Origin of the sequence: Sphingobium lactosutens DS20, assembly GCF_000445105.1 — a bacterium.
GTDB lineage: Bacteria > Pseudomonadota > Alphaproteobacteria > Sphingomonadales > Sphingomonadaceae > Sphingobium > Sphingobium lactosutens.
The window spans coordinates 232,309-258,154 of the sequence record NZ_ATDP01000109.1 but is presented as its reverse complement, the minus strand read 5'-3'; the positions used below and the strand labels follow the sequence as shown (position 1 = coordinate 258,154).

Here is a 25,846-nt window from a genome sequence, read left to right as displayed (position 1 = left end):
ACGCGGATCTTGCGGTCGCCATCCTCCACCTCGATTTCGGTGAGGTTGGTGTCATCGAGCAGGGCGGCAAGGTCCCGCACCAGCTGAACGTCGACCTGCATTGCGCCCTTTTCCTGTTTATCGGTCATGTAAAATCCCTGGCAGGTTGATATGGTTTCTGGCGCCAGCGCCTATGCGTATTTCCGGCAAAGCGCAACTTTCGTGCGTCGGATCATAATTCCAGCGCGGCTTCCAGCGCCAGCATGTAGGACATGGGGCCAAAGCCCGCGATCGTGCCCTTCGCCGCCATGCCGACATAGCTTTTGTGGCGGAAGGGTTCGCGCGCATGGGGGTTGGACAGGTGAATTTCGATGACCGGCACGCTGATGCCCTTGATCGCGTCATGCAGGGCGATGGACGTGTGGGTATAGGCGCCGGGATTGATGATGACGGCATGCGCCCCTTCCGCATGGGCTTCCTGCAACCAGTCGACCAGATGGCCTTCATGATTGGACTGGCGGAAGTCGATTTCCACATGGGCGCGATTGGCCGCGTCCTCCATGCGCTCGGCAATGTCGTCGAGCGTGTCATAGCCGTAGATTTCCGGCTCGCGCGTGCCGAGCATGTTGAGATTGGGTCCATTGAGCACATAGATTTTGCGTGCGTCGGCCACGTCCGGTCCCCTGTTTCAGATGTTGCGGCGGAGGCAGGGCCGCCCCTATATGCGGGGCAATCCATAGCCCTTCCAGTCTCGCCGCGTCGAGACACTTTGCCAATCGGGACAGCATAGTGAGCATAGACGGCACCATTTCCATCCGCATCAATGGCGAACATCGCCGCGTTCGCGAGGGGCTGACCCTGGCTGAACTGGCGAGCGAACTGGGCTTCACGCCCGAAAAGGTGGCGGTGGAGCGCAATCTGGAGGTGGTGCCGCGATCGACGCTGAAGGACGTGACGGTCGAGGATGGCGATGAATTGGAGATTGTCCATTTTGTCGGCGGCGGCGATGGCGCGGGCGAGGATGGCTGGTCGGTCGCGGGCAAGGCCTTCACCTCGCGCCTGATCGTGGGGACGGGCAAATATAAGAATTTCGAACAGAATGCGGCGGCGGTCGCGGCGTCGGGCGCGCAGATCGTCACGGTGGCGGTGCGGCGCGTGAATGTGAGCGACCCCAAGGCGCCGATGCTGACCGATTATATCGACCCCAAGAAGATCACCTATCTGCCCAATACGGCGGGCTGCTTCACCGGCGAGGAAGCGATCCGCACCCTGCGCCTGGCGCGGGAGGCGGGGGGATGGGACCTCGTCAAGCTGGAGGTGCTGGGCGAGGCACGCACGCTTTACCCGGACATGGTCGAAACGCTGCGCGCGACCGAAGTGCTGGCCAAGGAAGGCTTCAAGCCGATGGTCTATTGCGTCGATGATCCCATTGCGGCCAAGCGGCTGGAGGATGCGGGCGCGGTCGCTATCATGCCGCTGGGCGCGCCGATCGGCAGCGGCCTTGGCATCCAGAACAAGGTGACGATCCGGCTGATCGTGGAGGGCACCAAGCTGCCCGTGTTGGTCGATGCGGGCGTGGGCACCGCTTCGGAAGCCGCGCAGGCGATGGAGCTGGGCTGCACCGGCGTCCTCATGAACACCGCCATTGCCGAGGCCAGGGACCCGGTGCTGATGGCCGCCGCGATGAAGGCGGGGGTCGAGGCCGGGCGCATGGCCTACCGCGCAGGGCGTATGGGCAAGCGGATGTATGCCGACCCGTCCAGCCCGCTCGCCGGCCTCATCTAGAGCCGCAGGTCGCTCGCCCGGCCGAAGATGGCGAGGACCAGCGGATCGCTTTCGGCCGCGCGCACGGCGACGTGAAAGGCGATTTGCGGCAGGGGCGGCATGTCGGGCAGTCTGGCGAGCCGGCCACTGTCCAGATGGGCGCGCACCATCGCTTCGGGAAAGGCGCCGACGCCGCCGCCGCGCGTGACGATATCAATCATCGTGCGCACATTGTTGCACAGGTTGACCGGGCTGGCGGCCAGCGGGGAGCGGGCCAGCGCATCCTTGACGATGTGATAGAGCGGTGAGGCGCTGGAGAGCGACCAGACCGGCGGGCGCGGCGGCGGCGCGCTGGCGATGGCGGGGCTGGCGAGCCAGAGCAGGTCGACGCCGCCGATCGGGGTCGAGCGTAACAAGGGGTGGGCGACCGGACCCGCGCCGAAGATCATGTCGGCCTGCCCCGACGCCAGTTGCTGGATCAGGTCGACGGTCAGCGCGATGTCGATTTCCAGCGTGACATTGGGCAGGTCGAGGCCCAGCGCGGTGACGAAGTCGGGCAGGCAGATGGCCGCCGCGATCTCCCCCGATCCCACCCGCACGACACCGCGCGCGCCGCCAATGTCGCTGCATCCGGTGAGCACGGTCTGGAACCGCGCCCAGAGCGGTTCGCTTTCGCGCACCAGTTCGCGGCCCGCTGGCGTCAGCGCCATGGCGCGCCCTTCGCGGCGGAAGAGGGCGGTGCCCAGATGGCTTTCCAGTTCGCGCACGCGCGCGGAAATGGCGGGCTGCGTCGTGTTGAGCCGCGCCGCAGCCGCCGCGAATGTGCCCAGCCGCGCGATCCACAACAGCGTTTCGAGATGATAGAAAGCGATGCGATTGATAGCCATTATTTTGGCTTATCGGAAAAAACAAATCATTGGTATTGATCCTTCCGGCCGCCTAGACCCTGGGTCACAATTTAGGAGAAAGCGCCCATGGTGAAGAAGCTCTACCCCGATGCTGCGGCTGCGCTGGACGGATTGCTGTTCGACGGGATGCAGATTTGCGCGGGCGGTTTTGGCCTGTGTGGCATCCCCGAACGGCTGATCGACGCCATCCGCGATTCCGGGGTCAAGGATCTGACCATCGCGTCCAACAATGCCGGCATCGACGGCGAAGGGCTGGGCAAGCTGCTGCGGACGCGTCAGGTCAAGAAGATGATCTCCTCCTATGTCGGGGAGAATAAGGAATTCGAGCGGCAGTTTCTGGCCGGCGAGTTGGAGGTCGAATTCTGCCCGCAGGGGACGCTGGCCGAACGCTGCCGCGCCGGCGGCGCTGGGATTCCCGGCTTCTACACCAAGACCGGCGTCGGCACGCAGGTGGCCGAGGGCAAGGAAGTCAAGAATTTCGACGGCCAGGACTATATATTGGAGCGTGGCATCTTCGCCGACATCGCGATCATCAAGGGGTGGAAGGCCGACGAGAGCGGCAACCTCATGTTCCGCAAGACCGCGCGCAACTTCAACCAGCCCATGGCGACGGCCGCGAAAATCTGCATCGCGGAGGTCGAGGAAGTGGTGCCGACCGGCAGCCTGGACCCCGACGCGATCCATCTGCCCGGCATCTACGTCAAGCGCATGATCGTGGGCGCGCCCTATGACAAGAAGATCGAGTTCCGCACCGTGAGGCAGCGGGAAGCGGCGTGATGTTTCGCGAGACGGCTGCTGTCCGTGCTGCTGCGAAGGCAGGAGCCCAGGGTCCAGCGACGCGCCTTGGCGCTCTGGGCTCCTGCCTTCGCAGGAGCACGATAGTGCTGCTGGCGCCGCTGGCGGCCTGCGCGAGCACGACCAGCGCGCCTCCCGCGCCCGTTGCCGCAGCAGCCGCCAATCCGCCCGCGGGAATGCAATATCTCTACGGGTCGGGCGAGGGCGCGGCGCTGTCGGTGCAGGCCTGGCATGGGCTGCTGGGCTATGTCGCGAGCAAGATGAAGGCGCGCCCGGCCGACAGCGTGGTGCTGTCGCAGGGCGCGAGTCTGGACGCGCCCACATTCGTGCCCTGCGGCGACAAGCCACTGGCGGCGGTATTCGACGTCGACGAAACGGTGATGCTCAACATCGGTTATGAATATCATGATGCGACCAGCGGCAAGGGCTACAACGCCGCCGACTGGGATGCGTGGGAAAAGACCGGGGAGGGCGCGGTCGAGCCGGTTCCGGGCGCGGACCATGTGCTGGCCGCGCTGCGCAAGATGGGCGTGACCGTGATCTTCAACACCAACCGGTCGGCCGCCAATGCCGATGCCACCGCGCGGGCGATCCGCGCGGCCGGCCTGGGCGAGGCGGTGCACGGCCAGACGCTGTATCTGAGCGGTGACGACGCCATGGGATCGCGCAAGGATGGCCGCCGCGCGACGATCGCCGCCAGCTATTGCGTTATCGCCATGGGCGGCGACCAGCTGGGCGATTTTTCCGACCTGTTCAATGCGGGGCAGTCCGTGCCCACGCGCCGTGCCGCGACCATGACTCTGCCGATCGCCGGCATGTGGGGCAATGGCTGGTTCGTCATGCCCAATCCCGTCTATGGCAGCGGCCTCAAAGGCGGGTTCGACGACATATTTCCGATGGACAAGAGGTGGGCGCCGCCCGCCAAGGGAGAGTAATGATGCCCTGGACTCGTGACGAGATGGCCGCGCGCGCGGCGAAGGAACTCAAGGACGGTTTCTACGTGAACCTTGGCATCGGTATTCCGACGCTGGTGGCGAATCATATCCCTGCGGGCGTGGAAGTGACGCTCCAGTCGGAAAACGGGATGCTGGGCATCGGCCCCTTCCCGTTCGAGGGCGAGGAGGACGCGGACCTGATCAATGCGGGCAAGCAGACGATCAGCGAGCTGCCGCAGTCGGTCTATTTTTCCAGCGCCGACAGTTTCGCGATGATCCGGGGCGGGCATATCGACCTTACCGTGCTGGGCGCGATGGAGGTCGCGGAAAATGGCGACATCGCCAACTGGATGATCCCCGGCAAGATGATCAAGGGCATGGGCGGCGCGATGGACCTGGTCGCGGGCGTCAAGAAGATCATCGTCGTGATGGAGCACACGTCCAAGAATGGCGATCCCAAGTTCATCCCGGCCTGCACCCTGCCGCTGACCGGCACCAATGTCGTCGACATGATCGTCACCGACCTGGCGGTGTTCCAGCGGCCCGATCATGACAGCCCGTTCAAGCTCATTGAACTGGCGCCGGGCGTGACGGCGGAGGAAGTCGCTGCTAAGACGAGCGCCCATTATATCAGCTAAGGGCAATCCATGAGCCTCGACGGCACCTATGACGACGCCAATATCTTTGCCCTGATTTTGCAGGGCAAGATACCGTCGACCACGCTGTATGAGGATGCGGACACGCTGTCTTTCCTGGACATCATGCCGCAGACGCGGGGCCATGCGCTGGTCATTTCCAAATGGTCGAAGGCGCGCAACCTGCTGGACATGGAGGACGAGGCGCTGGCAGAGGTGATGGCGACGACGAAGAAGGTCGCTACCGCCATTCGCAAGGCGCTGAACCCCGACGGCATCCAGATCGCCCAGTTCAACGGCGCGCCGGCCGGGCAGACCATTTTTCACCTGCATGTCCACATCCTGCCGCGCTGGGAGGGCGACCCCAAGGGGTTCGCCGCCCATGGCGCGGGTGGCAAGGCCGATCCCGAAGCGCTCGAAGCGCTGGCGCAAGAGATACGCGCGCAATTCTGATGCCGGTCGCCTGCCTGTCTGATCCGAACGGCGGACGCTGAGCTGATGGCGCTGCGTCCCTTCAATGCCCCCGGCGCGCGGCTGGCGCTGCGCACCAAGCGGGCCAGCCCGCGCTTCGATGGCGCGCGCGGCGACAGCGAAGTGGTGCTGGACGTGTCGCGATTGCTGTCGCGCGCCTTCCATCCCGCGCCGACCGGGATCGACCGGGTCGAATATGTCTATGCCCGCGAATTGCTGGAGCGGATGCCCCACCGCCTGTCCTTTGCCGCGGTGCATCCCGCCGGCGGCTATTATGGGCGGCTGAGCAATGCGGCGGTGCGCCAGTTCCTGGCCTTCACCGCGGCCAAGTGGCGCAATGCCCGCAGCGACGCGGGCGGCGAGGGCAAGGCCGCGGTTATCCGCCATATGTTCGCGACACGGCCGCGCCCGGTGCCCAAGGCGAAGGGGCCGCGCCTCTATTTGCAGGTGTCGCCGCACCATCTGGACGATGCGGGCCAGGTGGGTGCGATCTTGCGCGCGGAGGGCGCCCGGCTGGTGACGCTGGTGCATGACGTCATCCCCTTGAGCCATCCTGAATATGCCCGGCCGCAGGGAGCCGAGGAGCATCGTCGGCGCGTGCGCACGATCGACCGCTATGCCACCGGCATTATCGGCAACAGCCAGGCGACGATCGACGCGCTGGCGCCGCATCTGGGCGCCGGGCTGGACGGCCGGGTGGTGCGGGTCGCGCATTTCGGCGCGGACGCCCCGGACATATTCGGCGCGCGCGACGAGTCGCTGCCCAAGCGACCCTATTTCGTCTATATTTCGACGATCGAGCCGCGAAAGAACCATCTGCTGCTGCTCACCATCTGGCGGCGACTGGTGGAGGACATGGGCGACGCCGCGCCGGTGCTGGTGCTGGTCGGCCGGCGCGGCTGGGAAAATGAGAATGTCATCGACATATTGGAACGCGCCGACATTTTGCGCGGCCATGTGATCGAGGCGGGCGAAGTGTCCGACAACCGGATGCAGGCGCTGGTCGCCAATGCCCGCGCGATGCTGATGCCATCCTTTGCCGAGGGTTTCGGCATGCCCGTGGTCGAGGCTCTGGCGGCGGGTGTGCCGGTCATTTGCAGCGACATCATCGCTCATCGCGAAGTGGGTGGCGATGCGCCGGATTATCTCGATCCGTTGGACGGGCTGGGCTGGATGCGGGCGATCTGCGCTTATGCGCAGGCAGATTCGCCCGAGCGCGCGGCGCAGCAGGCGCGCATCAGCGTCTGGCGCGCGCCGACATGGCGTGACTATTTCGACATAGTGACCGACCTGATCGAAGAAGTAACAGCCTCTGTTCCTTGACCTTTGCGCTGGCGCTGCCCAAGGGGGAGTATGACGATGCGGGGCGCTGTGGGACTGATATGGGACGGATGGCCGATCCCGGCCTGTCACCGCGCATGACCCCGTTTCTGCGATCCCCGCCCTTTCCCGGTGTCGACCCGGCGGTCGCCGCCGTTGCCGCGCCTGCCGATGGACGGGCCGCGCATAGCCTGGCCGACACGGCGCTGGACCAGATTCGCGCCGCGCGTGTGGGCGGTTGCTTCTGGGGGGCGCGGCCTGATCCGGTGCGGCGGCTGGTGCGGGTAGGCACGCCGATCGACACGCGGATTTTTGCTCAGCTGGAGCCGGATCAGATCGGCCTGTTGCCCGGCAAGGGCGCGGCCCAGGTGGCGGGACGCATGCTCCCGGCCGACTGCGACCCATGGCATCTGATCGAAGGCGCGCAGGCGGTCCATGCCGATGCGCAGGATGACTGGTCGCTGATCGCCGGGCTGCTGGGCGTGCCGGTGATCGGAGCGGACGGGGTGGCGGTGGAGCCAGCGCGGCTGCGCGCTTTGCTGCGCGCCCGATTGACCGCGGCGCAATATCGCGACCCGTTTTCCGGCGCTGCGAGCGATGTCACGCAGGCGATCGCCCAATTGGCCGACTGGCGACGGCATCTGGACGGCAATCGCGGCCTGTCGGCGGCGAGCGGCATGGCTTTCTGGAAGCGCGAGGCGATCCAGGCCTTTTTGTGGGACGGGAAGCGGTCGCCGCCTTTCCTGTCGGCCCGCAAGGGGCTGAGCAAGGCGCGGCGGGAGGGCGGCGCGCTGGCGGTCTGGCCTTCGCGCGTGCCCGCCGCCATCGTCGCGCGGGCAGAGGCCGATGGCGTGCCGATCGCGCGCGTGGAGGATGGTTTTCTGCGCTCGCGGGGCCTGGGGGCGGCGCTTTATCCACCCGGCTCCGTGGTCGTCGATCGCAGCGGCATTTATTATAATGCGCTCCAGGCCAACGATTTGGAAACACTGCTCGCAACCCACGACTTTCCGCTCGCGCTTGTCGAGCGTGCGGCGCGGCTGCGGGCGCGCATCTGCGCGTCGGGCGTCACCAAATATGGGGCGCAGGGCGGTGATTTTCCCGCCTTGCCACAGGGGCGGCGCACGGTGCTGGCGGTCGGCCAGGTGGACGATGACCTGTCGGTGCGGCTGGGCGGCGCGGGGGTGGCGGGCAATCTCGATTTTTTGAAGCGCGTGCGGCGCGCCGAACCCGATGCCTTCATCCTCTATCGCCCCCATCCCGATGTGCAGGCGGGCCATCGCAAAGGGCATCTGACCGATGCCGTGGCGCTGGCCCATGCGGATGCGATCGACAGCGGCGGGTCGCTGATGGACCTGGTGCAGGCCGTCGATGCGGTGCATGTGCTTTCCTCGCTCACCGGGTTCGAGGCGCTGATCCGGGGATGCGCGGTGACTGTTCACGGCATGCCCTTCTATGCCGGCTGGGGCCTGACGCGCGATCTGGCAGAGCCAAGCCCCCGGCGCGGGCGACAGCTCACCGTCGATGCGCTTGTCGCTGCCGCTCTCATTCTCTATCCCCGCTATCTCGATCCGATGACCGGATTGCCCTGTGGGCCTGAAGTGATGGTGGAGCGTTTAGCCAATGGGTCGACGCCGCCTGTCACTTGGCTTATCAGGGTGCGGGCCATGCAGGGGAAGTTGCGCAGATTTATGACTTTGGCCGCAGAGTGTTTTCATGGCTGATCCGCAGGTTAAGACCTTTCTCTTCCTGCAGGGACCGCACGGACCCTATTTCGCGATGCTGGCCGACGCCTTGCGGGCGCGGGGACATCGCGCCTTGCGCATCAATATCAATGGTGGCGACAAGGTCGACTGGCCGGGGGAAGCGGCGGACTATCGCGGCACCTTCCGCAACTGGCCGCTCTTCTTCGACGATTTTATCGTTAACCACGGCGTTACCGACCTTATCCTCTACGGCGATTGCCGCCCTTATCACACGTCGGCCCATGGCATGGCGCGGCTGCGCGGATTGCGGGTGCACTGCATGGAGGAAGGCTATATCCGGCCCGACTTCCTGACCTTGCAGGATGATGGCGTGAACGGCAATTCAACGCTGCCGCTCGATCCGCAATGGTATCTCGATCAGGCCGCCGGCCTGCCCGAACGGGCCGAACCGCTGCCGCCGGTGCCCTCCACATTCCAGGCGCGGGCGCGCAACACGATGCGCAATGGCCTGTCGTCGGCGCTGATGCGGCCCTATTTCCCTTATTATCGCACGCACCGGCCGCACAGTTTCATCCTGGAATCGGTCGCCTGGTGCTGGAAGCTGCTGATGGCCAAGCGGGAGGCCGAACGATCCGCCGCGACATGGGAAGCCATCAAGGACCAACCCTATTTCACCCTGCCGTTGCAGCTCAATTCCGACTATCAGATCCGCGTCCATTCGCCCTTTGGCGACATGCGCGCAGCCTTGCGGTTCGTCATCAAGAGCTTTGCCCAACATGCGCCATCAGGCGTCGCGTTGCTGGTGAAACGCCATCCGCTCGATCCGGGGCTGGTGGGCTGGGAGCGGCTGACGCGCAAGCTGGCGGTCCATTACGGTGTCGGCGATCGGGTTCATTATCTTTCCGACTGGGATATTGCGCAGGTCGTGCAAACGTCGCTGGGCGTCGTGACGGTGAACAGCACGGTGGGCACGCTGGCGCTCAACGGCGCCAAGCCGGTCGTGGTGCTGGGCCATGCGGTCTACAAGGTGCCCGGCATCGTGCATCATACCAGCCTGGACAGTTTCTGGGGTGCGCCGCGCCGGCCCGACATGACGCTCTATTCCGCGTTCCGCCGCGTGCTGGAGGATCGCTGCCTGATCCGGGGCGGGCTGCTGAGCGAGGAAGGCCTGCAGATGCTGGTCGACAATGCGGTCGAGCGGCTGGAAAAGGACCCGTCTGAGGTCCTGCCCCTGACCCGCCCCGCGCGGCGCCGGCGGCGCGGCATGGATGTCGTGCATGGAAGCGCAGCGTAGGGGCTAGGCACGGGCTAATGACCGCTACATGTAAAGCGTCGCTTGACATGACTATGTAAAGTGATACCTTCCATGGATGGAGATTGGGAGCATCCGCCACAAGGCTTTGCGGCGGTTTGTCGAAACCGGTCGAGCCGAGGGGCTGCCCGGTGACGTGGTGGATCGGCTGTTCAGGATGATGACCTTCATCATTGATGCCGACACGCTGGATGAACTTTCCACTCCACCAAATTACGGCCTCCACCCACTGACCGGCGACCGCACGGGAACATGGGCAATGACCGTGACCCGAAACTGGCGGCTAACTTTTTCAATGAATGAACAGGGCGCCCTCATAAACATAGACTTGGAGGATTATCACTGATGGCTATCAGGATTCATCCCTCGTTTGCGATCCATCCCGGTGATTGGCTGAAGACGGAAATCGTGCAGGCCCATGGCGTTTCCATCAACGATCTGGCCGAGGCATTTGGCGTCAGTCGTCAGTCGATCAGTTCGCTGTTGAACGGGCGGGCGGCGCTGTCCGCGGATATGGCTATCCGCTTTGAACATGCCTTTGGCGTGAAGGCCGAGACGCTGATGCGGATGCAGGCCCGTTATGATCTGGGCAAGGCGCGCGAACATGAAGCTGATTTGGCGGTGCGGAGCCTGGTTTCGGTATAGCCAATGGCTTTGGCGAGGCATGCATCACATTTGCAGCACGGCACGGACAACGCAGTACCCTGCGGTTTGATCGGAAAATGCCTAGGGGGGGTGGATGCCCGACGAGGATTCGAACCTCGATTGACGGAGTCAGAGTCCGTAGTCTTACCTTTAGACGATCGGGCAACGATCGTAAGCGGTGTCCCGCTCGGGAGGCCGCAGATAGGCGGCGGCAGGCGGGTGGTCAAGTGCTTTGTTTGACGCGGTGCAGGCGCGTTGAATCGCGGCGACGTCAGCCCAGAGAGAGCAGCTTGCGACGCTTTTTCGCCTTCTTGTCGAGCCGGTCGGCGCCGAGAACGGTGATGGTCGCGCGGCGGTCCTTGAACTCGGGCGAGTCCATGATGGCGCGCAGCATGTCTTCCTTGGTTATGCCGTTGGCGATGAGGGCGCGATGATGATCCAGTCCGGCCGGATCGGCGCGACGGCCCAGGATCTGGATATAGAAGGCCTCGATAAAGGCGTCGCCGTCGAGCGCGAGGATGGCGGGCAGGTCAACCGTCGCGGCCGGCGCCAGGTTGAGGGCGACCGGCCCGCCGCTTGCGCCTGACTGCGCCGTCTCGCTTTTGCTCGCGACATGGCGGCGGAGCATGTCGCCATCCTCGATTCGGCTGATCAGCTGGTCGCAAATATCGGGCCGGTCGAGCAGGCCGGTGGCGAAATCGAACAGGCCGCGCGACCAGTCGTCCCAATCCTGCCCGTCCTTTTCCACCACGCGCGATTGCCCGCATTGCACGGCTTGGCGAACCGCGTCGGGCAGGTCGCTGTCCTTGAAATAGAGGAAGACGCCCTCCACCGCGCAGAAGGTCGCAAGGATTTCGCGCGTGGCGGGGATGTCGCGGGCCACCACGGGCTTGCCGAGCGCCAGCGCGTGCATTACCGACAGGCCAAAGCCCTCACAATAAGAGGGGAGGATGATGACGCTGCTGGAGGCGAAAATCTCGTTCATTTCGACGTCGGGAATGACGCCGGCGTGAAGCTGTCGCACGTTGGACGGCATGTCGTCGCCGCCCTTGCCCATGACGAGGACAGACAGGCTGGGGATGGCTTCGCCCAGGATGCGGGCGGATGCGCCTGAAGCCTTGTGCGCGAAATGATTGCCCAGAACCAGCACATGGTCGCGGCGCAGCTCCAGCCCGTCATAGCGCGCGGCATAGGCCGAGGGGCGGGTGGGCAGCAGGCGGGTATGGACCTGCGCGCCGAACCGGCGGGGGAAGCGATGCCGGAATGTCTCTTCGGAAAAATCGCTGATGAAGAAGAGCCCGTTGGCGTTGCGGGCGACATAGGACCAGAGCATCTGCACGTCATTGTCCGCGCGCAGATTGCCGCAGTCGAGCGCGATGACGTCGAGCATGCCATAGATATTGACCGGGGCCAGATGTTCCATGACGCTGATCTGGTCGAGGTCGAAGGGCTGGCCGAAGAAGATCGACACGGCGTAGCCCGGCGTCACATCGGTGCGCAGCCGGACCTGATCCAGCCGGTCGATGCCGTGAAATTCCGCGACGGACCGCTTGCAGATGATGTGCAGTTCGAACCCGCCGGGCGGCTGGCGATCGAACCAGCGGATGAAGTTCATGATGAGTTCGTTGGTGCCATTGTGATGATGGCCGACGCTCAGCAGGTTGAGGGCGATCTTGAGCCGGCCGTCGACCGTGGGCACCAGGTTCGCCATCTGCGCGATCGCGCGATATTCAGCCGATGCTTCATGCGCCCAGACCAGGGGCAGAAATTCGGGATGGCGCGCGTCGATCATACGCAGATTGGCCTGCTGCTGGCCCTTATAGTCGATGTCGTGCAGCTTGAAGGACGCCGAACCGGCATGATAGGCAAAGGCGTGATTGGCGAGCACGGCGCGAAAGCCCACCTTGCCCGCGCGCATGACGAGGTCATTTTCCTCCTCGTAGCCGACGCCGAAATCTTCATCGAGATAGCCGAAATTGGCGACGACCTGCGCGGAAATGAGCAGATAGAAGCCGACGGCGGTCGCCGCGAAGCTGTAGCGGGGGAGGTGGCGATGCACCGATTCCCAGGCGATGTGGCAGATTTCCGGCGTGGTCGCGATGCCCGAAAGATTATGCGGCGCGGGCGGGAAGGTCGCCAGCGCGGCATTGTTCGAGCGTGGGCAGACGAAGCCGATTTGCGGATCGGCCTCCAGCACGGCCAGCATTTCCGACAGGGTGCCCGGATAGGTCAGCGTGTCGCTGTTGACGAGCAGGGCCGCATGCCCATCCCGCCGCGCCATCGCCAGCCCCTGATTGACGCTGCGCACGAAGCCGAGATTTTCGGGATTGCGGATATGGACGTCGATCAGGCCGTCGGCCTGACATTGGCGCAGATAGGCGTCGACCGCCTCGTCATCGGGCGAATCGTTGATCGCGATCAGGCGGGGATTGTGATCGCGTATCTCGTCCAGGTTCTGGACGAGCGAGTCCAGGCAGGCCCGGACCATGTCGACGTTTCGATAAATGGGAAGAATGATATCGAGCGTCATCGATGGTCCTGCGCGGCCTGCCTGGCGATGAAGGATCAGCCGGCCAGCGCGGCCCGCGCGACCAGCGGACGCCACCAGTCCTGATTGTCGAGGAACCAGTTGAGCGTATCGGCAAAGCCCTGCGGGAAGTCGCGCGAGGGTTCATAGCCCAGTTCGCTGCGGATCTTGGTCTCGTCGATCGCATAGCGGCGGTCATGGCCCTTGCGGTCCTGCACATAGGTCATGAGTTCGGCGGACGGACGACCATGGGCGGCCGGCGCGTCAGGGAATACCGACGCGAGCGCGGGATTGCGCGCAAAGGCTTCATCGACGCCGCGGCAGATTTCCTTGATGACCTCGATATTGGGCAGTTCCTGCCCGCCGCCGACATTATAGGTTTCGCCGATCCGGCCCTTGCGCAGGATGAGTTCGATGCCGATGCAATGATCCTCGACATGCAGCCAGTCGCGGATGTTCATGCCATCGCCATAGATGGGCAGATTCTTGCCCGACAGCGCGTTGAGCGTGAACAGCGGGATCAGCTTTTCGGGAAACTGGTAGGGACCATAATTGTTCGAGCAATTGCTGGTCGTCGTTTCCAGGCCATAGGTGTGGTGATAGGCGCGCACCAGATGGTCCGACCCTGCCTTCGACGCGGAATAGGGCGAATTGGGGGCGTAAGGCGTGGTTTCGCTGAACGCGGGATCATCCAGTTCCAGCGTGCCATAGACTTCGTCGGTCGACACATGGTGGAAGCGGTGCGGCCGGCCCGTACCCTTGTCGAGCCAGGCCGCCTTGGCGGCTTTCAACAGGCTGTGAGTGCCGATGACATTTGTGGTGACGAAAGCGTCGGGACCGGTGATCGAGCGGTCGACATGGCTTTCGGCGGCGAAGTGGACGATGGTGTCGACGTCATGATCGGCGATCAGTTGCGAAACGAGCGCGGTGTCGCAAATATCCCCTTCGACCAGCGACACGTCCGGCACGTCGGCGATGTTGGCGGGATTGCCCGCATAGGTGAGGGCATCGAGCACGACGATGCCGTCATTGGGCGATACCTTGCGCCAGTGACGGACGAAATTCGCGCCGATGAAGCCTGCGCCCCCGGTGATGATCAGATTGGCCATGCGCCTACTCTCTTGCTCCCTCGGTGATCCGCGCGCGGCGGATGGATATGAAGACCCGCTTCGTCCAAGCGGCATTTATATGTCGACCGGACTTCGCACTTGCCGCAAAGTCGCGCTTTTCGCAATCGCGATACTGCGCAACAGGCTAGTCTTTTTGCGTTCTAGCCAGCCGACAGCATGACAAGGCCGACCCCCAGCACGCGCGGATCGACTGCAATACCGTGCGTTACCGGACTGACGGGTGCCTCATGCTGGAACTGCAATAGTATATCGCCATCGCCGATGCAGGAGGGGGGAAGACGCAGCCGGATGATGCGGGGCTTGGCATCCAGACGATGCGATCCCAGAAAATATCCGTTCGCGCTGATGTCGACATGCGGGCGTTCCATGCCATCAGCAAGGAAGCAGAATAAGGACAGGCTGACCGTGACATAGCCGCCTTGCCAGCGATCAAGGGCGAAGCGCAGGGCGTGGACAGCGTCGCTGCCCCATACGCCCCAAGGCTCGCGCTTATGCCATCCGCTGGCGAGATAGACTTCCGGATCCGGCTCCCCCTCGCGCGTGTCCGAGCGGAACTGCACCGGCGTGTTTCGCGGCAGCACGGGAAAGCCGGCCGCCGACCATATGTGCGCCGGGTCGGCCTCAGCCGCATTGTCGAGCCGGCGGGCGAGCGTTTCGGCAAGAACCAGCTCCACCAGATGCTGCACCTGATCGAGCTGGCTGCTGGTGTCCGCCATTCGGGCCTCGATCGCGTCCATACGGGCGGCAAGCGCCGCTTGCGTCGAAGCCGCGTTGCTATCGTCCGTGTCGGTCACGAGGGGATATATCCGGTCAAAACGCGATCCTGATGGCGTCCCGAAGCGCCGTTGTCACGGAGTTTCTGCGCCAGCGAGCCTATCCGTCGGGCATTTCGACGATGCGATCGGCCAGCCGCTCGGCTTCGTGGAGGTCATGGGTGACGTAGAGGATCGGCAGGCGCAGTTCGTCCCGCACGCGCTCGATCAGCCGCAATATCTCCTCGCGCCGGGCGCGATCGACGCCGGAAAGCGGTTCGTCCATCAGCAGGAAGCGGGGAGCGGACAGCAGCGCGCGGCCGATGGCGACGCGCTGCGCTTCACCGCCCGACAGGGTGGACGGCATGCGATGGAGAAGGTGGCCGATGCCCAGAAAGGCCAGCACGTCATCCTCCGACAGTGCGCCGTCTGGCCGGCGACCATAGCGAAGGTTACGATCCACGCGCATATGCGGAAAAAGGCGCAGGTCCTGGAACAGATAGCCGGCGTGACGATCCTCCGCCGGTCGGTCGATGCCGCTCGCGCTGTCGAACAGGGTGTCGCCGCCAATGCGGACATGGCCTTCATCAGGGCGCAGCAGGCCAGCGACCATGTTGAGGATGCTGGTCTTGCCAACGCCCGACGGTCCGATCAGCGCAATGAGTCGCGCGTCTGCGACACAGTCGAGCGCGATGGTCCGGCCGCCCAGGCGCCGGCGCAGGCGCAGGTCAAAGGACATAGGACATGCGCCCTCGCGTCGCGCGGCGGGCGAGAATTTCGGAGATCAGCAGCGCGCCCAAAGACAGCAGTACCGAAATGATGGCGAAGCGGCTGACGGCGGCTTCGGCGCCCGGCACCTGAAGCGCGGCATAGATGGCGATGGGCAAGGTGCGGGTTTCCCCGGGAATGTCGGACACGAAGGTGATGGTCGCGCCGAATTCCCCGATCGAACGAGCAAAGCCCAGCATCGCGCCGGCAAAGATGCCCGGCAAGGATAGCGGCAGCGAAATGGACAGGAAGCGGCGCAGCGGCGAAGCGCCCAGCGTCTGCGCCGCCTGTTCCAGCCGGAGGTCGACCGATTCGATCGACAGGCGCATCGCGCGCACCATCAGCGGCATCGCCATGATCGCCGCGGCAAGCGCGGCACCGGTCCAGCGAAACAGCAAGGTGACGCCGAACCACTGGTCGAGCCGGCTGCCGATCGGGCCGTTGATGCCGAACAGGAGCAATAGCAGCCAGCCAGTGACGACCGGCGGCACGACCAGCGGCAGATGCACCAGCGCGTCGAGCAGCAATTTGCCGGGAAAGCGCCAGCGCGCCAAAATCCAGGCCAAGGCAAAGGCGATGGGCAACATGGTTGCGACCGCGACCAGGCTGACCTTTAACGACAGGCCGATGACCGTCCAGTCCTGCGGTGACAGGGAGAAATCCATCGCCGGTGCCTGGGCGATTGCGGTCCGCGCGTCAAGCAAGGGCGACCATGGTTAGCGCGGTTGCGCAAGGCAGGCGCGCTGGTGTAGCGCGCCGGGCGACGACAAGCCCGCATGGATGGGACAGCGCCATGAAATCACTGATTGCCTTTGACCTCGACGGAACCCTGGCGCTGAGCAAGCAGCCGCTGGAGGCGGACATGGCCGATGCGCTGGCGGACCTGCTGACCGTCGCGCATGTCGCGGTCATTTCAGGCGGTGACTGGCCGCAATTCGACAAGCAGGTGGCGAGCCGCCTGCCGGCGCGCGCGGATCGATCGCGCCTGTGGCTGATGCCGACGACGGGCACGAAGCTGTATACGCATAACGCGGACGGCTGGTCGGCGGTCTATGCCGAATTGTTCGATGCCGCGCAGAAGGCCAAGATATTGGCGGCGTTCGACGCGGCGCTGGCTGCGACCGGGTTCGTGCCCGAGCAGACATGGGGCGAGCGGATCGAGGACCGGGGCAGCCAGATTACCTTTTCCGCGCTGGGCCAGCAGGCGCCGATCCATGCGAAGGAATCATGGGACCCCGACTTCGCCAAGCGGAAGCTCATTCAGGCCGATCTGCGCCAGCGCCTGCCCGGCCTGTCGATCAACATGGGCGGCGCGACGTCCATCGACATCACGCGTGAAGGCGTCGACAAGGCCTATGGTCTGCGCAAATTGCGCGACGCCAGCGGGATCGCGCTGGATGCGATGATGTTCATCGGCGACGCCATCTTTCCGGGCGGCAATGACTATCCGGCCAAGCAGATGGGGCTGGACACGGTGCGCGTGCGCGACCCGCAGGAAACGCTGGCGGTGATCGCCGCCATCATCGCCTGCCAGAAATAAGGCTCAGGGCGCGCTGAACCCGTAACGCGCCAGAATCGCGCGGCCGGCCGAAGACAGGAGAAAGCGGCGGAACCCCTCCGCATCGCGGTGGCGGCTGCCGGTCAGGCGGGCAAGCGGGTAGCGGATCGGCGGATGGCTGCCCGGTGGGAAGGCGCCGACGATCGCCACGCCATTACCGGCGCGCGCGTCGGTGGCATAGACGATGCCGAGCGGCGTCGCCCCGCGTTCGACCAGCGCCAGCGCGGCGCGGACATTGTCGGCGCGCGCGATTTTGCCAGCGACCGAGGGCCAGACGCCGAGCGCGGTCAGCGCCGCCTTGCCATATTTGCCCGCAGGCACGCTGTCGGGATTGGCCATGGCAAGGCGGCCACGGCCCAAAGCGCGCGCAATCGGCATGTTGCGCCCGATGCGGAGCGACACGCGCCTGTTCGCCGGGCGGACAAGCACCAGCCTGTTGCCGGCCAGGTCGGCGCGCGTGCCGCGCATCACGAATCCCGCCTTTTCCACATCGTCCATCCAGTCTTCGTCGGCGGACAGGAACAGGTCGGCTGGCGCACCGGCGCGAATCTGCCGCGCGAGCGCGGAGGACCCGGCAAATGAGAGGACTGGGCGCGGATGGCCGCGCGCGGCCCAGGCATCAGCCGCGGCAGTCATCGCCTCCTGCATGCTCGCGGCGGCCAGCAGCAGCGGCCCGCGCTCCTGCGCGGCGGCGGGCGAGAGGGGGGCGATCAGCAGCGCAAGAAGCGCGAGGATACGGAGCAAGGGAATCGACATGCGCGCACTGTGTCGATGCCGGGGCCGAAAGCAAGGTCGCCTGCTCCACTTTTGTCCGGGCGCGCCATCGGCTAGGACGCGCGTCATGACCTTCCGCCGCAGCGATACCGCCTGACCATGGCCATTGTGCGAAGCCTGTGCGGGGAATGCGCGGTGGGTTGCGGCATCCGCGCCGTGATCGACGAGGATCGCAGCCTGCATCTGGAGGGAGATGCGGCGCACCCGGCCAATGGCGGGTTGCTATGCGCCAAGGCGAAGCGGCTGCGCGACGCCTGCGCGCTCGACGGACGATTGCTGCATCCGATCGTGGAAGGACGCCGGCAGTCATGGGAGCGGACGATCGCGCAGCTGGCGCGGCGGCTGGCGGCGGTGGTGGCGCGCCATGGTCCGGGCAGCGTGGCCTTGCATGTCGGGGGCGGATTGCCGACCGAGGATTATTATGTCGCCAACAAGCTGATGAAGGGCTTTTTGGGGTCTGCGCACATCCATGCTCCCTGGCGCGGCGCGATCGACCGCGTGCAGCGCGCGGCCTTTGGCGAGGATGTCATGCCGACCAGCTTTGAGGATATCGGCCGCGCGGGCCTGATCCTGCTGACCGGCGACGCGGTGGCGACGGATCATCCTGTTCTGTTCGATCGGGTGCAGGCGATGCGGGCGGAAAGCGGCGCGCAGCTGGTGATGATCGCTCCGGAAGGGGCGGCTGCGGGGCTGGAGGTCGATCTGCACCTGCCGGTGGCGCAAGAGGCGATCGCGCCGTTGCTCAACGGACTGCTGCTGCATGTCCATGATGCGGGGCTCGTCCAGGCGGAGGGGCGCGCGGCGCCGCTGGTGCCGGCGAATTTCTGGGAAGCCTTGCGACCCGGCCATGACATCTGGTCGGCGGCGCGGTCGTGCGGACTGTCGCCGCAAGGCGTGCGGGATTTCTATGATCTGTGGGCATCGCAGGATCGCGCCCTGACCCTGTTCAGCGGGGAGGATGCGGCGGTCGCCGCCGCGACAATCAACCTGCACGTGGCGACCGGACGGATCGCGCTGCCGGGTGCGGGGCCGTTCGCATTGGGGCGGGCGGCGAACGGCATGGGCGCGCGTGAGGTCGGATGCCTGGCCGATACTCTGGCGGCGCACCGGGATTTCACGCCCGACAGCATCGCCGACGCGCGGCGTTTCTGGGGCGCGCGGACGATGGCCGAGACGCCGGGGCTGGAAGGAGCGGCGCTGCTGCAGGCGATCCGCGACGGGGCGGTGCGCGCCCTTATCAGCATAGGCGACGATATGGGCGCGATGGACTGGCTGGCGCAGGCGCGGTCAGGCGTCGCCCTGTCGATTCGTGCCAGCGCGTATGCGGATGCCGCCGCGCAAGGCTGGACCGCTGTGCTTCCAGCGCCGGTCGGCATCGAACAGGACGGGACGATGACGGCGCTCGACCGGCTGGTGAGCCGGCAGCGTCGCCTGTTCGACCTGCCGGGCGAGGCGCGGTCCGGCTGGTGGATGCTGACCCGGATCGCGCAGGCAATGGGGTGGGGCGACGCCTTTCACTACGAACGGCCGGCGGATATTTATCGTGAGCATGTGCGGCTGACCGCTTATGGCAATAGCGGCAAGCGGGTGCTGAACCTCAAGCGGCACGCGCCCATTTCCAACCCCGCCTATGCCGAGCTGACCCCCTGGCGCTGGGGCGAGGTGCCGTTCGACGACGGGCGATTTCCGACGCCGGACGGGCGCGCACGCCTATTGCCGCTTCAGGCAGCGCCCGAGGCGGCGATTGATTGAAGATGCGCGAGCAGCGCGTCGCCATTGGCCTGCCAGGTAAAGCGCAGCGCCGATTCGCGCACGGCGGCCTGCGCCGGCGGATTGTCGAGGATCGCGCGGATGGCGGCGGCGATCGCTTCGGGATCGCGCTCCACGATCCGGCCCGCCTCCGGCCGGTCGAGCAGTTCGCGTGCGCCGCCGACATCGCTGATGACGATGGGCGTGCCGCAGGCGAGCGATTCGACCCAGGCATTGGCCAGGCCTTCCGATTCGGACACCAGCGCCATCACGTCCGCCGCCGCGAAAATGCGCGGCAGCTTGTGATGGGGGACGGAGCCGAGGAAGCCGATCCGCCGCTCGACACCCAATTCCTGCGCCAGCGTTTCGAGCGTGCGGCGATACTGGCCCTGGCCCGCGAGCAGCAGGGTCACGTCGGGCAGATGCGGCAGCGCGCGCACCAGCAGGTCCTGTCCCTTGCGCGGGATCAGCGCGCCGACGCTCAGGACCACAGGACCGTTGAAATCCAGCGCGGCCTTCGCCGCCTGCCGATCGGTGAGTTCGAACGTGTCGAGATCGACCCCGGTATAGTGGACGCGGATCTTGTCGGCGTCGATGCCCATGCGCGCCATCGATCGGCGCATTGCTTCGGATACGGCGAGCAGGCCGGCGGCGTCATCGGCCGCCTGGCGCACGAGCTTGCGGGTGGACGGCTGCGTCCCCCAATGGTGGATGTCCGCGCCGCGCGCCTTGACCGAATAGGGGATGCCGAGCGCCTTCGACAGGCGGCGGGCGACCGGCCCGTCGGGAAAGAAGAAGCTGGCGTCGATGACATCGAACGGGCGCTGCGCATGCAGGCGGCGGACGAGCGGTAGGATGGCGCGGGTCATCGCGCCGACATTGCTGCGGCCGCCGATTTTCGGGATGGTGCGGAAGATCGGGCGATAGACGGTAAGTTCGCGCCAGCGTTCCTTGCGCGGCAGCGCGCGCAACGCGGCATAGCCGGGCGCGAGCGAAAAGGGCCAGACGGGAATGCCGACCGGCGCGATGACGGTCACGTCCGCCTGGGGGCGGCTGGCCAGCTCCCGCGCCTGGCGTTCGACGAAGACGCCGAAATTGGGGCGGCTCATGTCCGGAAAGAGGGTCGAGAGCGTAAGGACGTTGAGTGTCATGACCCCTCTTTGGATGCACAGCTTTGACACATGGTTAAGCGCCGAGCGACCAATTGGCTAGAGACGTCGGACGAGCTGTTCGGCAACGGCCGCCCAGGGCGGATCGGTGACGACCAGCTGGCGCGTGCCCGAACCAAGCGGGAGCAGCTGCAACCGGTCGCCTTCGCGCCCGATCAGGCGGCCGAACAGGAAGCGGCCCGCCGGGCGCGGCAGCAATATGTCGCGATTGAGCGCCGCGCCATAGTCCGCCGGACCGATGCGGCGGCACCAGATGGCGTCGCCGGCGCGATAATCGCCGATACTGGCGCCGACATGCACGCCAACCATGCCATCGGATGCGATGGGCGGGGGGAAAGCGAGCGGCCGGGTGGGCGCGCGGACGCCATCGGGGCCGAGCAATGCCGCCACGGCGATCTCGCTATGGCCGGGCAGGGCGACCAGCTCGGCGCTGGTAACGCCCAGAGCCAGTGCGATGCGGTTCAGCCAGTTGACCGAAACCGTGCGGGTGCCGGTTTCCAGCCGCCCGATGGTCTGCGCCGTGGTCGGCGGATCGCAGAGCGCGCCGACCTGTTCGAGCGTCAGCCCCTTCGCCTTGCGGACCTCACGGATGCGGGTGATCATGGCTCTGTTCCGTATAACCTATTTGGTTTCCTCTTTCCTACAGATTATCCCCCGTGGCAAGTCCAATCGCCTTGATATCCGCCGCGAGGGAGATGCCGATGGCCAGCCATGTTCAACAGATGATCGAGGATCCCGATGGCGTCCGACAGGCCGTGCTGGTGCATATGGGCGAATCGCCGCTCGCCTGGCTGCGTGCGCGCGGGCGGCTGAGCGAGCGGCATTTCATTGCGGGCGACATGTTGCGGAACGACTGGGAGCGAGCGGGGCTGGGCGCGCGAGTGACGATGCGCTGGGACGCGGCGGCGCGGGATGGCGGGCGGCGGGGGCCGGCGCGTCCGGCCGACCCCACGCTGGCGCAAATGGCGGCGCGCGAGCGGTTCAACGGCGCGATCCGGGCAGCCGGGCCGGGGATGGCCGACATTCTCTGGCGCGTCGCCTGCGCTGGCGAAGGGCTGGCGGCGGCGGAAAAGGCGCTGTGCTGGCCCAGCCGCGCAGGCAAGCTGGTGCTGACGCTGGCGCTCGACCGGGTGGCGGACTGGTATCGGGTGCCGTGAGCGCGCGCTCAGGCGACCATGCCCGCGCCCAGCAGCAGCAGCAGCTTCACGTCCATCGCATAGCCCTGCGCGCGCCAGTCGGCGACATGATCGGCGATACGGTCGAGCGGCACGCGATGGACCAGAATATCCTCTTCGGCGACACCGCCGCCCGCGCCGGTCCTGGTGAGGCCATGGGCGCGGAACAGGGTGAACCCTTCGGACACCATGCCCGGCGAGGCGCTGAAGTCGCCCAGCCGTTCCAGGCGCTCGGGGCGGTAGCCGGTTTCTTCCTCCAGCTCGCGCGCGGCGGCGAGGCTTGCCTCCTCGCCGGCCTGCTCATCGCCGACAAGGCCCGCGGGCAATTCGATGCAGCGGCGGCCCAGCGGCACGCGATATTGATCGACCAGCAGGACGTGCCGGCCGTCGGCCGCTTCGTCGATCGCCAGGATGACGGCGGCGTGAATGCCGCGCGCGCGGGAGACATATTCCCATTTCCCGCGCGTCTTGGCGGTGATGAAGCGGCCCGCCCACATGATTTGTTCGGGCAGGTCGCGGTCCGGGTCGGTCATAATTCGATCAGCCTGTCGGGAAGTTCGTTGATGTCATCGGCTGCGCGCGGGAAATGCGCGGCGAGCACGGCGCCGACCTGGGCGACGGCCGCCGCCAGCCCTTCGCCGGCACGATCCTGCCGCAGCGCGTCGACCAGCGTCGCCATGGCGTCACCCCATGCGTCGGGCGACACTTTTTCATTGATCGCCCGATCGGCCACCAATTCGGCGCGATGTTCGTCCAGGCTGATATAGATGAGCACGCCGGTGCGGCCGCGCGTGCGCGCTTCGGCGGCGGTGCGAAAGAGCAGGATCGCGCGGCGGCGGGCGCGGCGGGCCTTGGTCGCTTTGGGCGTCACCAGCATGCGCAGCGGCATGATCGCCAGCAAATAGCGGACGATCAGGAATTTGAGGATGAGGATGCCGAGCAGCCCCGTCAGCAGTTTCCAGTCCGCCAGTTCATGCTCCCAGTCGAGCAGCAACATGGACAGGAAGGCGCGCAGATGGGCGGGGAAGGCGGCCATCAGCGCGAGCGCAATGAACACCGCCGCCGCCGCCCAGCTTAGCCCCACATCATGATAGCTGTCGGACCGGCGCGCGACGATGGTGACGATCTCGCCGGAAGTGCGCGCCTCCGCCTCCGCCACGGCGGCGGAGACGAGTTCATGGTCGGATTGCGTCAGATGAAGCTGCATCACCAGTCCCCCGAAGCGCCGCCGCCGCCAAAGCTGCCGCCGCCCGAAAAGCCGCCGCCGCCCCAGCCGCTGCCACCGCCGCCACCCCAGCCCGAACCGCCCGAGCCCGAACCCCAGCCGGACCCGGGGCCAGGACCCCAGATGACCACGGGGGCGCTGCCGCCGCGCCGATAGCGCCGGCCGCCGCGCGCCCGCGACAGCATCGGCAACAGGATGAAGAAGACGACGAACAGGATGATCCAGAAGGCGATGATGCCGCCGCCGCTATCCCTGCTGTCGCGCGCGGCCGCTTCCGCCTTGGCCGCCTGCGCCCGCGCCTGGTCGGGGGGAAGCGCAAGCAGGGTGGTGATGGCATCGACACCCGCATCGATGCCGCCCGCCATGTCGCCGGCCTTGAAGCGCGGCGCGACGACGGTGCGGATGATCTGCGAAGACAGCGCGTCGGTCAGGATACCTTCCAGCCCATAGCCGACCTCGATCCGCAGTTTCCGCTCGGACGGCGCAACGATCAGCAGCGCGCCATTGCTGTCCTTGTCGCCGATGCCCCATGCGCGGCCCAGTCGATAGCCATAGTCGGCAATGTCATAGCCCTGAAGATCGGGAATGGTGGCGACCACCAGCGACCGGCCGCTGGCCTGTTTCTGCGCGATCAGCTTCTCGCTCAGCGCCTGCTCCTGCTGTGGCGTCAGGATATTGGCGGCGTCGACCACGCCCGCGTCGTCAAATTTGGGGAAGGTCTGCGCCTGCGCCGCCGATGCCAGAGCAAGCAGAAGGAAAGCGAGGAGCAGGACGACCGCATGCGTCCGGCCATGATCTCTCCGCGCGGAGGGACGGGCCTTCGACAGGCTCAGGCCGAACGGATGCAGGGGCGTGGGGCAGGGCGAAGCGAAATGCACGTCCCGGTCAGCTGCCGAAATCGACCTTGGGCGCTTCTTCCACGCCCGGCGTGGTCGCTTCGAACGGCGTCATGGGCTTGGCGCCATGGATCAGCTTCGCACCGATCGCGTCGGGGAAGGTGCGGATGCGGGTATTATAGGCCTGGACCGCGCCATTATAGTCGCGGATGGCGACGGCGATGCGGTTTTCGGTGCCTTCCAGTTGCGATTGCAATTGCAGGAAATTCTCATTGGTCTTGAGATCGGGATAGGCCTCGACGCTCGCGAGCAAGCGGCCAAGCCCCTGGCTCAATTGCGCTTGCGCGGCCTGGAACTGGGCGACCTTGGCGGGATCGGACAGATCTTCCGCATTGACCTGCACCGAGGTTGCCTTGGCGCGGGCTTCCGTCACACGGACCAGCGTATCCTGTTCCTGCTTGCCCGCCGCCTTCACCGTGGCGACCAGATTGCCGACCAGATTGGCGCGGCGCTGATATTGCGCCTGGACGTCGGCCCATTTGGCCTTCGCCTCCTCCTCTGCCGTGGGCACGCTGTTGATGCCGCAGGCAGACAGGGCCAGCGCACCGAAAATCGGCAGCAGAACGGAAGAAAAGCGGCGCAGCAGCGACATGGAACATCCTTCGGCTTTGTTTCGATCGTGGAAATAGGGCGTTGTCCTGCGCGGCGCAACGGGCCATCCTGTCTTCATCACCAGCACGGCAAAGGGATATGCACATGGGGCTGATGTCCGAATTCAAGACTTTCATCAATCGCGGCAATGTCATGGACTTGGCGGTCGGCGTCATCATCGGCGGCGCATTCGCCACCATCACCAAGTCGCTGACCGATGACCTCATCATGCCGGTCGTCGGCTATGTCTTTGGCGGGGCGGATTTTTCGCGCTATTTCGTGCGGCTTGGCCCGATCCCCGAAACCTTCAAGGGCAATCCGGCCAGCTATGCCGATTTGAAGGCGGCGGGCGTCGCGATGTTCGGCTGGGGCGAATTCCTGACCGTGCTCGTCAATTTCCTGATCCTGGCCTTCATCATCTTCCTGATGGTCAAGGCCGTCAATCGCCTGACCCACAAGGAGGAGGCCAAGCAGGAGGCCGCGCCGCCGCCACCCACGCCGGAGGATATTATTCTGCTGCGCGAAATCCGCGACTCCTTGAAAAAATAATCGTTTATGCGACGAAACGAGTTGGCGGCGGGAACCATCCGGCATGCGACCGGTTGATCGCCGTCAGGGTGAGGGGTTGCCATGGCAGCCTGACGCCTTGCCCAGAGACGTCAGCCCCCGGGGGCACAACAGGAGAATAACGCCGTGAAAACCTTCGTCACTGTCCTTGGCCTTGCCAGCCTTGTCGCGCTCGCTGCTTGCGATTCCGCCAAGGAAAACCAGGTCGAGAATGCTTACGAAAATCAGGCGGATGCGCTCGACAACCAGACTGAGAATATGGAAGCCATGGCCGACAACCTGTCGGGCAACGCCGAAATGGCGGCCGAAAACGCAGCCGATCGTCTGGAAAACAAGGCCGACGCCACGCGTGAAGCCGGCGATGAAGCCGAAGACGCGGTGGAAAAGCAGCAGTAACTTCTGCGCGCTTCCAGTTTCGAAGGGGCGCTGCGGCTTGCCGTGGCGCCCTTTTTCGTGCCGCCGCGCTTTTAACGCGGCCTTAACCACGCCCCGCCATGG

Annotated in this window: 29 protein-coding genes, 1 tRNA gene and 1 pseudogene; 15 read left to right on the top strand and 16 right to left on the bottom strand. The window is 65.6% G+C overall.

The genetic code is table 11. The features are described from left to right. Together RLDS_RS0129190 and aroQ are read right to left on the bottom strand one after the other, a co-directional pair. Positions 1-128, bottom strand: a pseudogene (locus tag RLDS_RS0129190) (acetyl-CoA carboxylase biotin carboxyl carrier protein); the annotation flags it as partial. An 83-nt stretch (positions 129-211) separates the two neighbouring features. After that, entirely contained in the window at positions 212-652 is a 441-nt protein-coding gene (aroQ, locus tag RLDS_RS53605) for a type II 3-dehydroquinate dehydratase (RefSeq protein WP_021228730.1), read from the bottom strand. Between the two features lie 116 nt (positions 653-768). Here aroQ and thiS point away from each other — a divergent pair, with 116 nt between their 5' ends. After that, the gene (thiS, locus tag RLDS_RS53600; protein ID WP_021228729.1) at positions 769-1,764 is read left to right on the top strand and encodes a sulfur carrier protein ThiS; all 996 of its coding nucleotides are present in this window, start codon (positions 769-771) and stop codon (positions 1,762-1,764) included. Here thiS and RLDS_RS53595 read toward each other — a convergent pair. Then, positions 1,761-2,630 carry a LysR family transcriptional regulator gene (locus tag RLDS_RS53595; RefSeq protein WP_021228728.1) on the bottom strand — a complete coding sequence of 290 codons (870 nt, stop codon included), beginning with the start codon at positions 2,628-2,630 and terminating at the stop codon, positions 1,761-1,763. The genes thiS and RLDS_RS53595 overlap by 4 nt on opposite strands. A gap of 87 nt (positions 2,631-2,717) precedes the next feature. On the opposite strand from RLDS_RS53595, the gene RLDS_RS53590 reads away from it, so the two are divergent. From RLDS_RS53590 to RLDS_RS53550, 9 genes are all read left to right on the top strand, one after another. Beyond that, positions 2,718-3,428, top strand: coding sequence for a CoA transferase subunit A (locus tag RLDS_RS53590; protein ID WP_021228727.1), 711 nt, complete (start codon positions 2,718-2,720; stop codon positions 3,426-3,428). A gap of 104 nt (positions 3,429-3,532) precedes the next feature. Further along, complete coding sequence (locus tag RLDS_RS53585) at positions 3,533-4,381, top strand: HAD family acid phosphatase (protein ID WP_021228726.1); 849 nt, start codon at positions 3,533-3,535, stop codon at positions 4,379-4,381. Between the two features lie 2 nt (positions 4,382-4,383). Beyond that, positions 4,384-5,019: a CoA transferase subunit B gene (locus RLDS_RS53580; RefSeq protein WP_031299255.1), complete on the top strand. Its 636-nt coding sequence runs from the start codon at positions 4,384-4,386 to the stop codon at positions 5,017-5,019. Positions 5,020-5,028: 9 nt separating this feature from the next. After that, positions 5,029-5,469 carry an HIT family protein gene (locus RLDS_RS53575; RefSeq protein ID WP_021228724.1) on the top strand — a complete coding sequence of 147 codons (441 nt, stop codon included), beginning with the start codon at positions 5,029-5,031 and terminating at the stop codon, positions 5,467-5,469. Positions 5,470-5,514: 45 nt separating this feature from the next. Beyond that, on the top strand, positions 5,515-6,810 hold the full coding sequence (locus tag RLDS_RS53570; protein WP_021228723.1) for a glycosyltransferase family 4 protein: 1,296 nt from the start codon (positions 5,515-5,517) through the stop codon (positions 6,808-6,810). Between the two features lie 68 nt (positions 6,811-6,878). Beyond that, positions 6,879-8,528, top strand: coding sequence for a capsular polysaccharide export protein, LipB/KpsS family (locus tag RLDS_RS53565; protein WP_021228722.1), 1,650 nt, complete (start codon positions 6,879-6,881; stop codon positions 8,526-8,528). Further along, positions 8,521-9,804, top strand: a complete 1,284-nt coding sequence (locus RLDS_RS53560) for a capsule biosynthesis protein (protein WP_021228721.1) — start codon at positions 8,521-8,523, stop codon at positions 9,802-9,804. Before RLDS_RS53565 ends, RLDS_RS53560 begins: the two co-directional genes overlap by 8 nt. A 76-nt stretch (positions 9,805-9,880) precedes the next feature. Next, the gene (locus RLDS_RS53555; RefSeq protein ID WP_021228720.1) at positions 9,881-10,168 is read left to right on the top strand and encodes a type II toxin-antitoxin system RelE/ParE family toxin; all 288 of its coding nucleotides are present in this window, start codon (positions 9,881-9,883) and stop codon (positions 10,166-10,168) included. Continuing rightward, positions 10,168-10,467 (top strand): HigA family addiction module antitoxin, encoded by a 300-nt coding sequence (locus tag RLDS_RS53550; protein ID WP_021228719.1) that lies wholly within the window; start codon positions 10,168-10,170, stop codon positions 10,465-10,467. The genes RLDS_RS53555 and RLDS_RS53550 overlap by 1 nt, the downstream gene beginning before the upstream one ends. A gap of 91 nt (positions 10,468-10,558) precedes the next feature. Here the strand turns inward: RLDS_RS53550 and RLDS_RS53545 are convergent. The 6 genes from RLDS_RS53545 to modB all read right to left on the bottom strand — a co-directional run bounded on the left by RLDS_RS53545 (position 10,559) and on the right by modB (position 16,309). Then, positions 10,559-10,632: transfer RNA gene (locus RLDS_RS53545), tRNA-Gln, on the bottom strand. Between the two features lie 106 nt (positions 10,633-10,738). Beyond that, positions 10,739-12,997, bottom strand: coding sequence for a glycosyltransferase (locus RLDS_RS0129185; RefSeq protein WP_152528147.1), 2,259 nt, complete (start codon positions 12,995-12,997; stop codon positions 10,739-10,741). A 35-nt stretch (positions 12,998-13,032) separates the two neighbouring features. Continuing rightward, positions 13,033-14,103 (bottom strand): dTDP-glucose 4,6-dehydratase, encoded by a 1,071-nt coding sequence (rfbB, locus tag RLDS_RS53540; protein WP_021228718.1) that lies wholly within the window; start codon positions 14,101-14,103, stop codon positions 13,033-13,035. Between the two features lie 161 nt (positions 14,104-14,264). Beyond that, positions 14,265-14,918 (bottom strand): hypothetical protein, encoded by a 654-nt coding sequence (locus RLDS_RS53535; protein WP_021228717.1) that lies wholly within the window; start codon positions 14,916-14,918, stop codon positions 14,265-14,267. Positions 14,919-14,997: 79 nt separating this feature from the next. Continuing rightward, positions 14,998-15,615: an ATP-binding cassette domain-containing protein gene (locus RLDS_RS53530; RefSeq protein WP_021228716.1), complete on the bottom strand. Its 618-nt coding sequence runs from the start codon at positions 15,613-15,615 to the stop codon at positions 14,998-15,000. Then, positions 15,605-16,309 (bottom strand): molybdate ABC transporter permease subunit, encoded by a 705-nt coding sequence (gene modB, locus RLDS_RS53525; RefSeq protein ID WP_021228715.1) that lies wholly within the window; start codon positions 16,307-16,309, stop codon positions 15,605-15,607. The genes RLDS_RS53530 and modB overlap by 11 nt, the downstream gene beginning before the upstream one ends. Positions 16,310-16,437: 128 nt before the next feature. Between modB and RLDS_RS53520 the strand changes: the two genes are divergently transcribed. Then, positions 16,438-17,184: an HAD-IIB family hydrolase gene (locus RLDS_RS53520; RefSeq protein WP_021228714.1), complete on the top strand. Its 747-nt coding sequence runs from the start codon at positions 16,438-16,440 to the stop codon at positions 17,182-17,184. A 3-nt stretch (positions 17,185-17,187) separates the two neighbouring features. Here RLDS_RS53520 and modA read toward each other — a convergent pair whose 3' ends face one another. Then, positions 17,188-17,958, bottom strand: a complete 771-nt coding sequence (modA, locus tag RLDS_RS53515) for a molybdate ABC transporter substrate-binding protein (protein ID WP_021228713.1) — start codon at positions 17,956-17,958, stop codon at positions 17,188-17,190. A gap of 117 nt (positions 17,959-18,075) precedes the next feature. Between modA and RLDS_RS53510 the strand changes: the two genes are divergently transcribed. Next, positions 18,076-19,728, top strand: coding sequence for a molybdopterin oxidoreductase family protein (locus RLDS_RS53510; RefSeq protein WP_021228712.1), 1,653 nt, complete (start codon positions 18,076-18,078; stop codon positions 19,726-19,728). Here the strand turns inward: RLDS_RS53510 and RLDS_RS53505 are convergent. After that, complete coding sequence (locus RLDS_RS53505; protein ID WP_021228711.1) at positions 19,698-20,876, bottom strand: glycosyltransferase; 1,179 nt, start codon at positions 20,874-20,876, stop codon at positions 19,698-19,700. The genes RLDS_RS53510 and RLDS_RS53505 overlap by 31 nt on opposite strands. A 57-nt stretch (positions 20,877-20,933) precedes the next feature. Continuing rightward, the gene (locus tag RLDS_RS53500) at positions 20,934-21,497 is read right to left on the bottom strand and encodes a helix-turn-helix domain-containing protein (RefSeq protein WP_021228710.1); all 564 of its coding nucleotides are present in this window, start codon (positions 21,495-21,497) and stop codon (positions 20,934-20,936) included. A 98-nt stretch (positions 21,498-21,595) separates the two neighbouring features. Here RLDS_RS53500 and RLDS_RS53495 point away from each other — a divergent pair, with 98 nt between their 5' ends. Beyond that, the gene (locus RLDS_RS53495; RefSeq protein ID WP_021228709.1) at positions 21,596-22,051 is read left to right on the top strand and encodes a DUF6456 domain-containing protein; all 456 of its coding nucleotides are present in this window, start codon (positions 21,596-21,598) and stop codon (positions 22,049-22,051) included. A gap of 8 nt (positions 22,052-22,059) precedes the next feature. Here RLDS_RS53495 and RLDS_RS53490 read toward each other — a convergent pair whose 3' ends face one another. From RLDS_RS53490 to RLDS_RS53475, 4 genes are read right to left on the bottom strand one after another with little or no spacing between them, the layout of a single operon-like run. Then, a complete protein-coding gene (locus tag RLDS_RS53490) occupies positions 22,060-22,602 on the bottom strand; it encodes an NUDIX hydrolase (protein WP_021228708.1) in 543 nt (180 codons plus the stop codon). Further along, positions 22,599-23,276, bottom strand: a complete 678-nt coding sequence (locus RLDS_RS53485) for a TPM domain-containing protein (RefSeq protein WP_021228707.1) — start codon at positions 23,274-23,276, stop codon at positions 22,599-22,601. Before RLDS_RS53485 ends, RLDS_RS53490 begins: the two co-directional genes overlap by 4 nt. Next, positions 23,276-24,121 carry a TPM domain-containing protein gene (locus RLDS_RS53480; protein ID WP_408021199.1) on the bottom strand — a complete coding sequence of 282 codons (846 nt, stop codon included), beginning with the start codon at positions 24,119-24,121 and terminating at the stop codon, positions 23,276-23,278. Before RLDS_RS53480 ends, RLDS_RS53485 begins: the two co-directional genes overlap by 1 nt. 58 nt (positions 24,122-24,179) lie before the next feature. Next, entirely contained in the window at positions 24,180-24,782 is a 603-nt protein-coding gene (locus RLDS_RS53475; protein WP_021228705.1) for a LemA family protein, read from the bottom strand. 104 nt (positions 24,783-24,886) lie between these two features. Here RLDS_RS53475 and mscL point away from each other — a divergent pair, with 104 nt between their 5' ends. Both mscL and RLDS_RS53465 read left to right on the top strand, forming a co-directional pair. Further along, positions 24,887-25,330: a large conductance mechanosensitive channel protein MscL gene (gene mscL, locus RLDS_RS53470; protein ID WP_021228704.1), complete on the top strand. Its 444-nt coding sequence runs from the start codon at positions 24,887-24,889 to the stop codon at positions 25,328-25,330. Positions 25,331-25,474: 144 nt separating this feature from the next. After that, positions 25,475-25,744, top strand: a complete 270-nt coding sequence (locus RLDS_RS53465; protein ID WP_021228703.1) for a hypothetical protein — start codon at positions 25,475-25,477, stop codon at positions 25,742-25,744. The last annotated feature ends 102 nt before the right edge of the window (positions 25,745-25,846 follow it).

Bases quoted from the DNA above. Each gene is read 5' to 3' on its own strand.
- RLDS_RS53495 (WP_021228709.1), top strand. From the start codon at position 21,596: ATGGCCAGCCATGTTCAACAGATGATCGAGGATCCCGATGGCGTCCGA.
- RLDS_RS53590 (WP_021228727.1), top strand. From the start codon at position 2,718: ATGGTGAAGAAGCTCTACCCCGATGCTGCGGCTGCGCTGGACGGATTG.
- modA (WP_021228713.1), bottom strand. From the start codon at position 17,958: ATGTCGATTCCCTTGCTCCGTATCCTCGCGCTTCTTGCGCTGCTGATC.
- mscL (WP_021228704.1), top strand. From the start codon at position 24,887: ATGGGGCTGATGTCCGAATTCAAGACTTTCATCAATCGCGGCAATGTC.
- RLDS_RS53580 (WP_031299255.1), top strand. From the start codon at position 4,384: ATGCCCTGGACTCGTGACGAGATGGCCGCGCGCGCGGCGAAGGAACTC.
- RLDS_RS53505 (WP_021228711.1), bottom strand. From the start codon at position 20,876: ATGACACTCAACGTCCTTACGCTCTCGACCCTCTTTCCGGACATGAGC.
- RLDS_RS53485 (WP_021228707.1), bottom strand. From the start codon at position 23,276: ATGCAGCTTCATCTGACGCAATCCGACCATGAACTCGTCTCCGCCGCC.
- RLDS_RS53510 (WP_021228712.1), top strand. From the start codon at position 18,076: ATGGCCATTGTGCGAAGCCTGTGCGGGGAATGCGCGGTGGGTTGCGGC.
- RLDS_RS53595 (WP_021228728.1), bottom strand. From the start codon at position 2,630: ATGGCTATCAATCGCATCGCTTTCTATCATCTCGAAACGCTGTTGTGG.
- RLDS_RS53530 (WP_021228716.1), bottom strand. From the start codon at position 15,615: ATGTCCTTTGACCTGCGCCTGCGCCGGCGCCTGGGCGGCCGGACCATC.
- RLDS_RS53475 (WP_021228705.1), bottom strand. From the start codon at position 24,782: ATGTCGCTGCTGCGCCGCTTTTCTTCCGTTCTGCTGCCGATTTTCGGT.
- modB (WP_021228715.1), bottom strand. From the start codon at position 16,309: ATGGATTTCTCCCTGTCACCGCAGGACTGGACGGTCATCGGCCTGTCG.
- RLDS_RS53550 (WP_021228719.1), top strand. From the start codon at position 10,168: ATGGCTATCAGGATTCATCCCTCGTTTGCGATCCATCCCGGTGATTGG.
- RLDS_RS53575 (WP_021228724.1), top strand. From the start codon at position 5,029: ATGAGCCTCGACGGCACCTATGACGACGCCAATATCTTTGCCCTGATT.
- RLDS_RS0129185 (WP_152528147.1), bottom strand. From the start codon at position 12,997: ATGACGCTCGATATCATTCTTCCCATTTATCGAAACGTCGACATGGTC.
- RLDS_RS53490 (WP_021228708.1), bottom strand. From the start codon at position 22,602: ATGACCGACCCGGACCGCGACCTGCCCGAACAAATCATGTGGGCGGGC.
- RLDS_RS53565 (WP_021228722.1), top strand. From the start codon at position 6,879: ATGGCCGATCCCGGCCTGTCACCGCGCATGACCCCGTTTCTGCGATCC.
- rfbB (WP_021228718.1), bottom strand. From the start codon at position 14,103: ATGGCCAATCTGATCATCACCGGGGGCGCAGGCTTCATCGGCGCGAAT.
- RLDS_RS53555 (WP_021228720.1), top strand. From the start codon at position 9,881: ATGGAGATTGGGAGCATCCGCCACAAGGCTTTGCGGCGGTTTGTCGAA.
- RLDS_RS53560 (WP_021228721.1), top strand. From the start codon at position 8,521: ATGGCTGATCCGCAGGTTAAGACCTTTCTCTTCCTGCAGGGACCGCAC.
- RLDS_RS53500 (WP_021228710.1), bottom strand. From the start codon at position 21,497: ATGATCACCCGCATCCGTGAGGTCCGCAAGGCGAAGGGGCTGACGCTC.
- RLDS_RS53570 (WP_021228723.1), top strand. From the start codon at position 5,515: ATGGCGCTGCGTCCCTTCAATGCCCCCGGCGCGCGGCTGGCGCTGCGC.
- RLDS_RS53520 (WP_021228714.1), top strand. From the start codon at position 16,438: ATGAAATCACTGATTGCCTTTGACCTCGACGGAACCCTGGCGCTGAGC.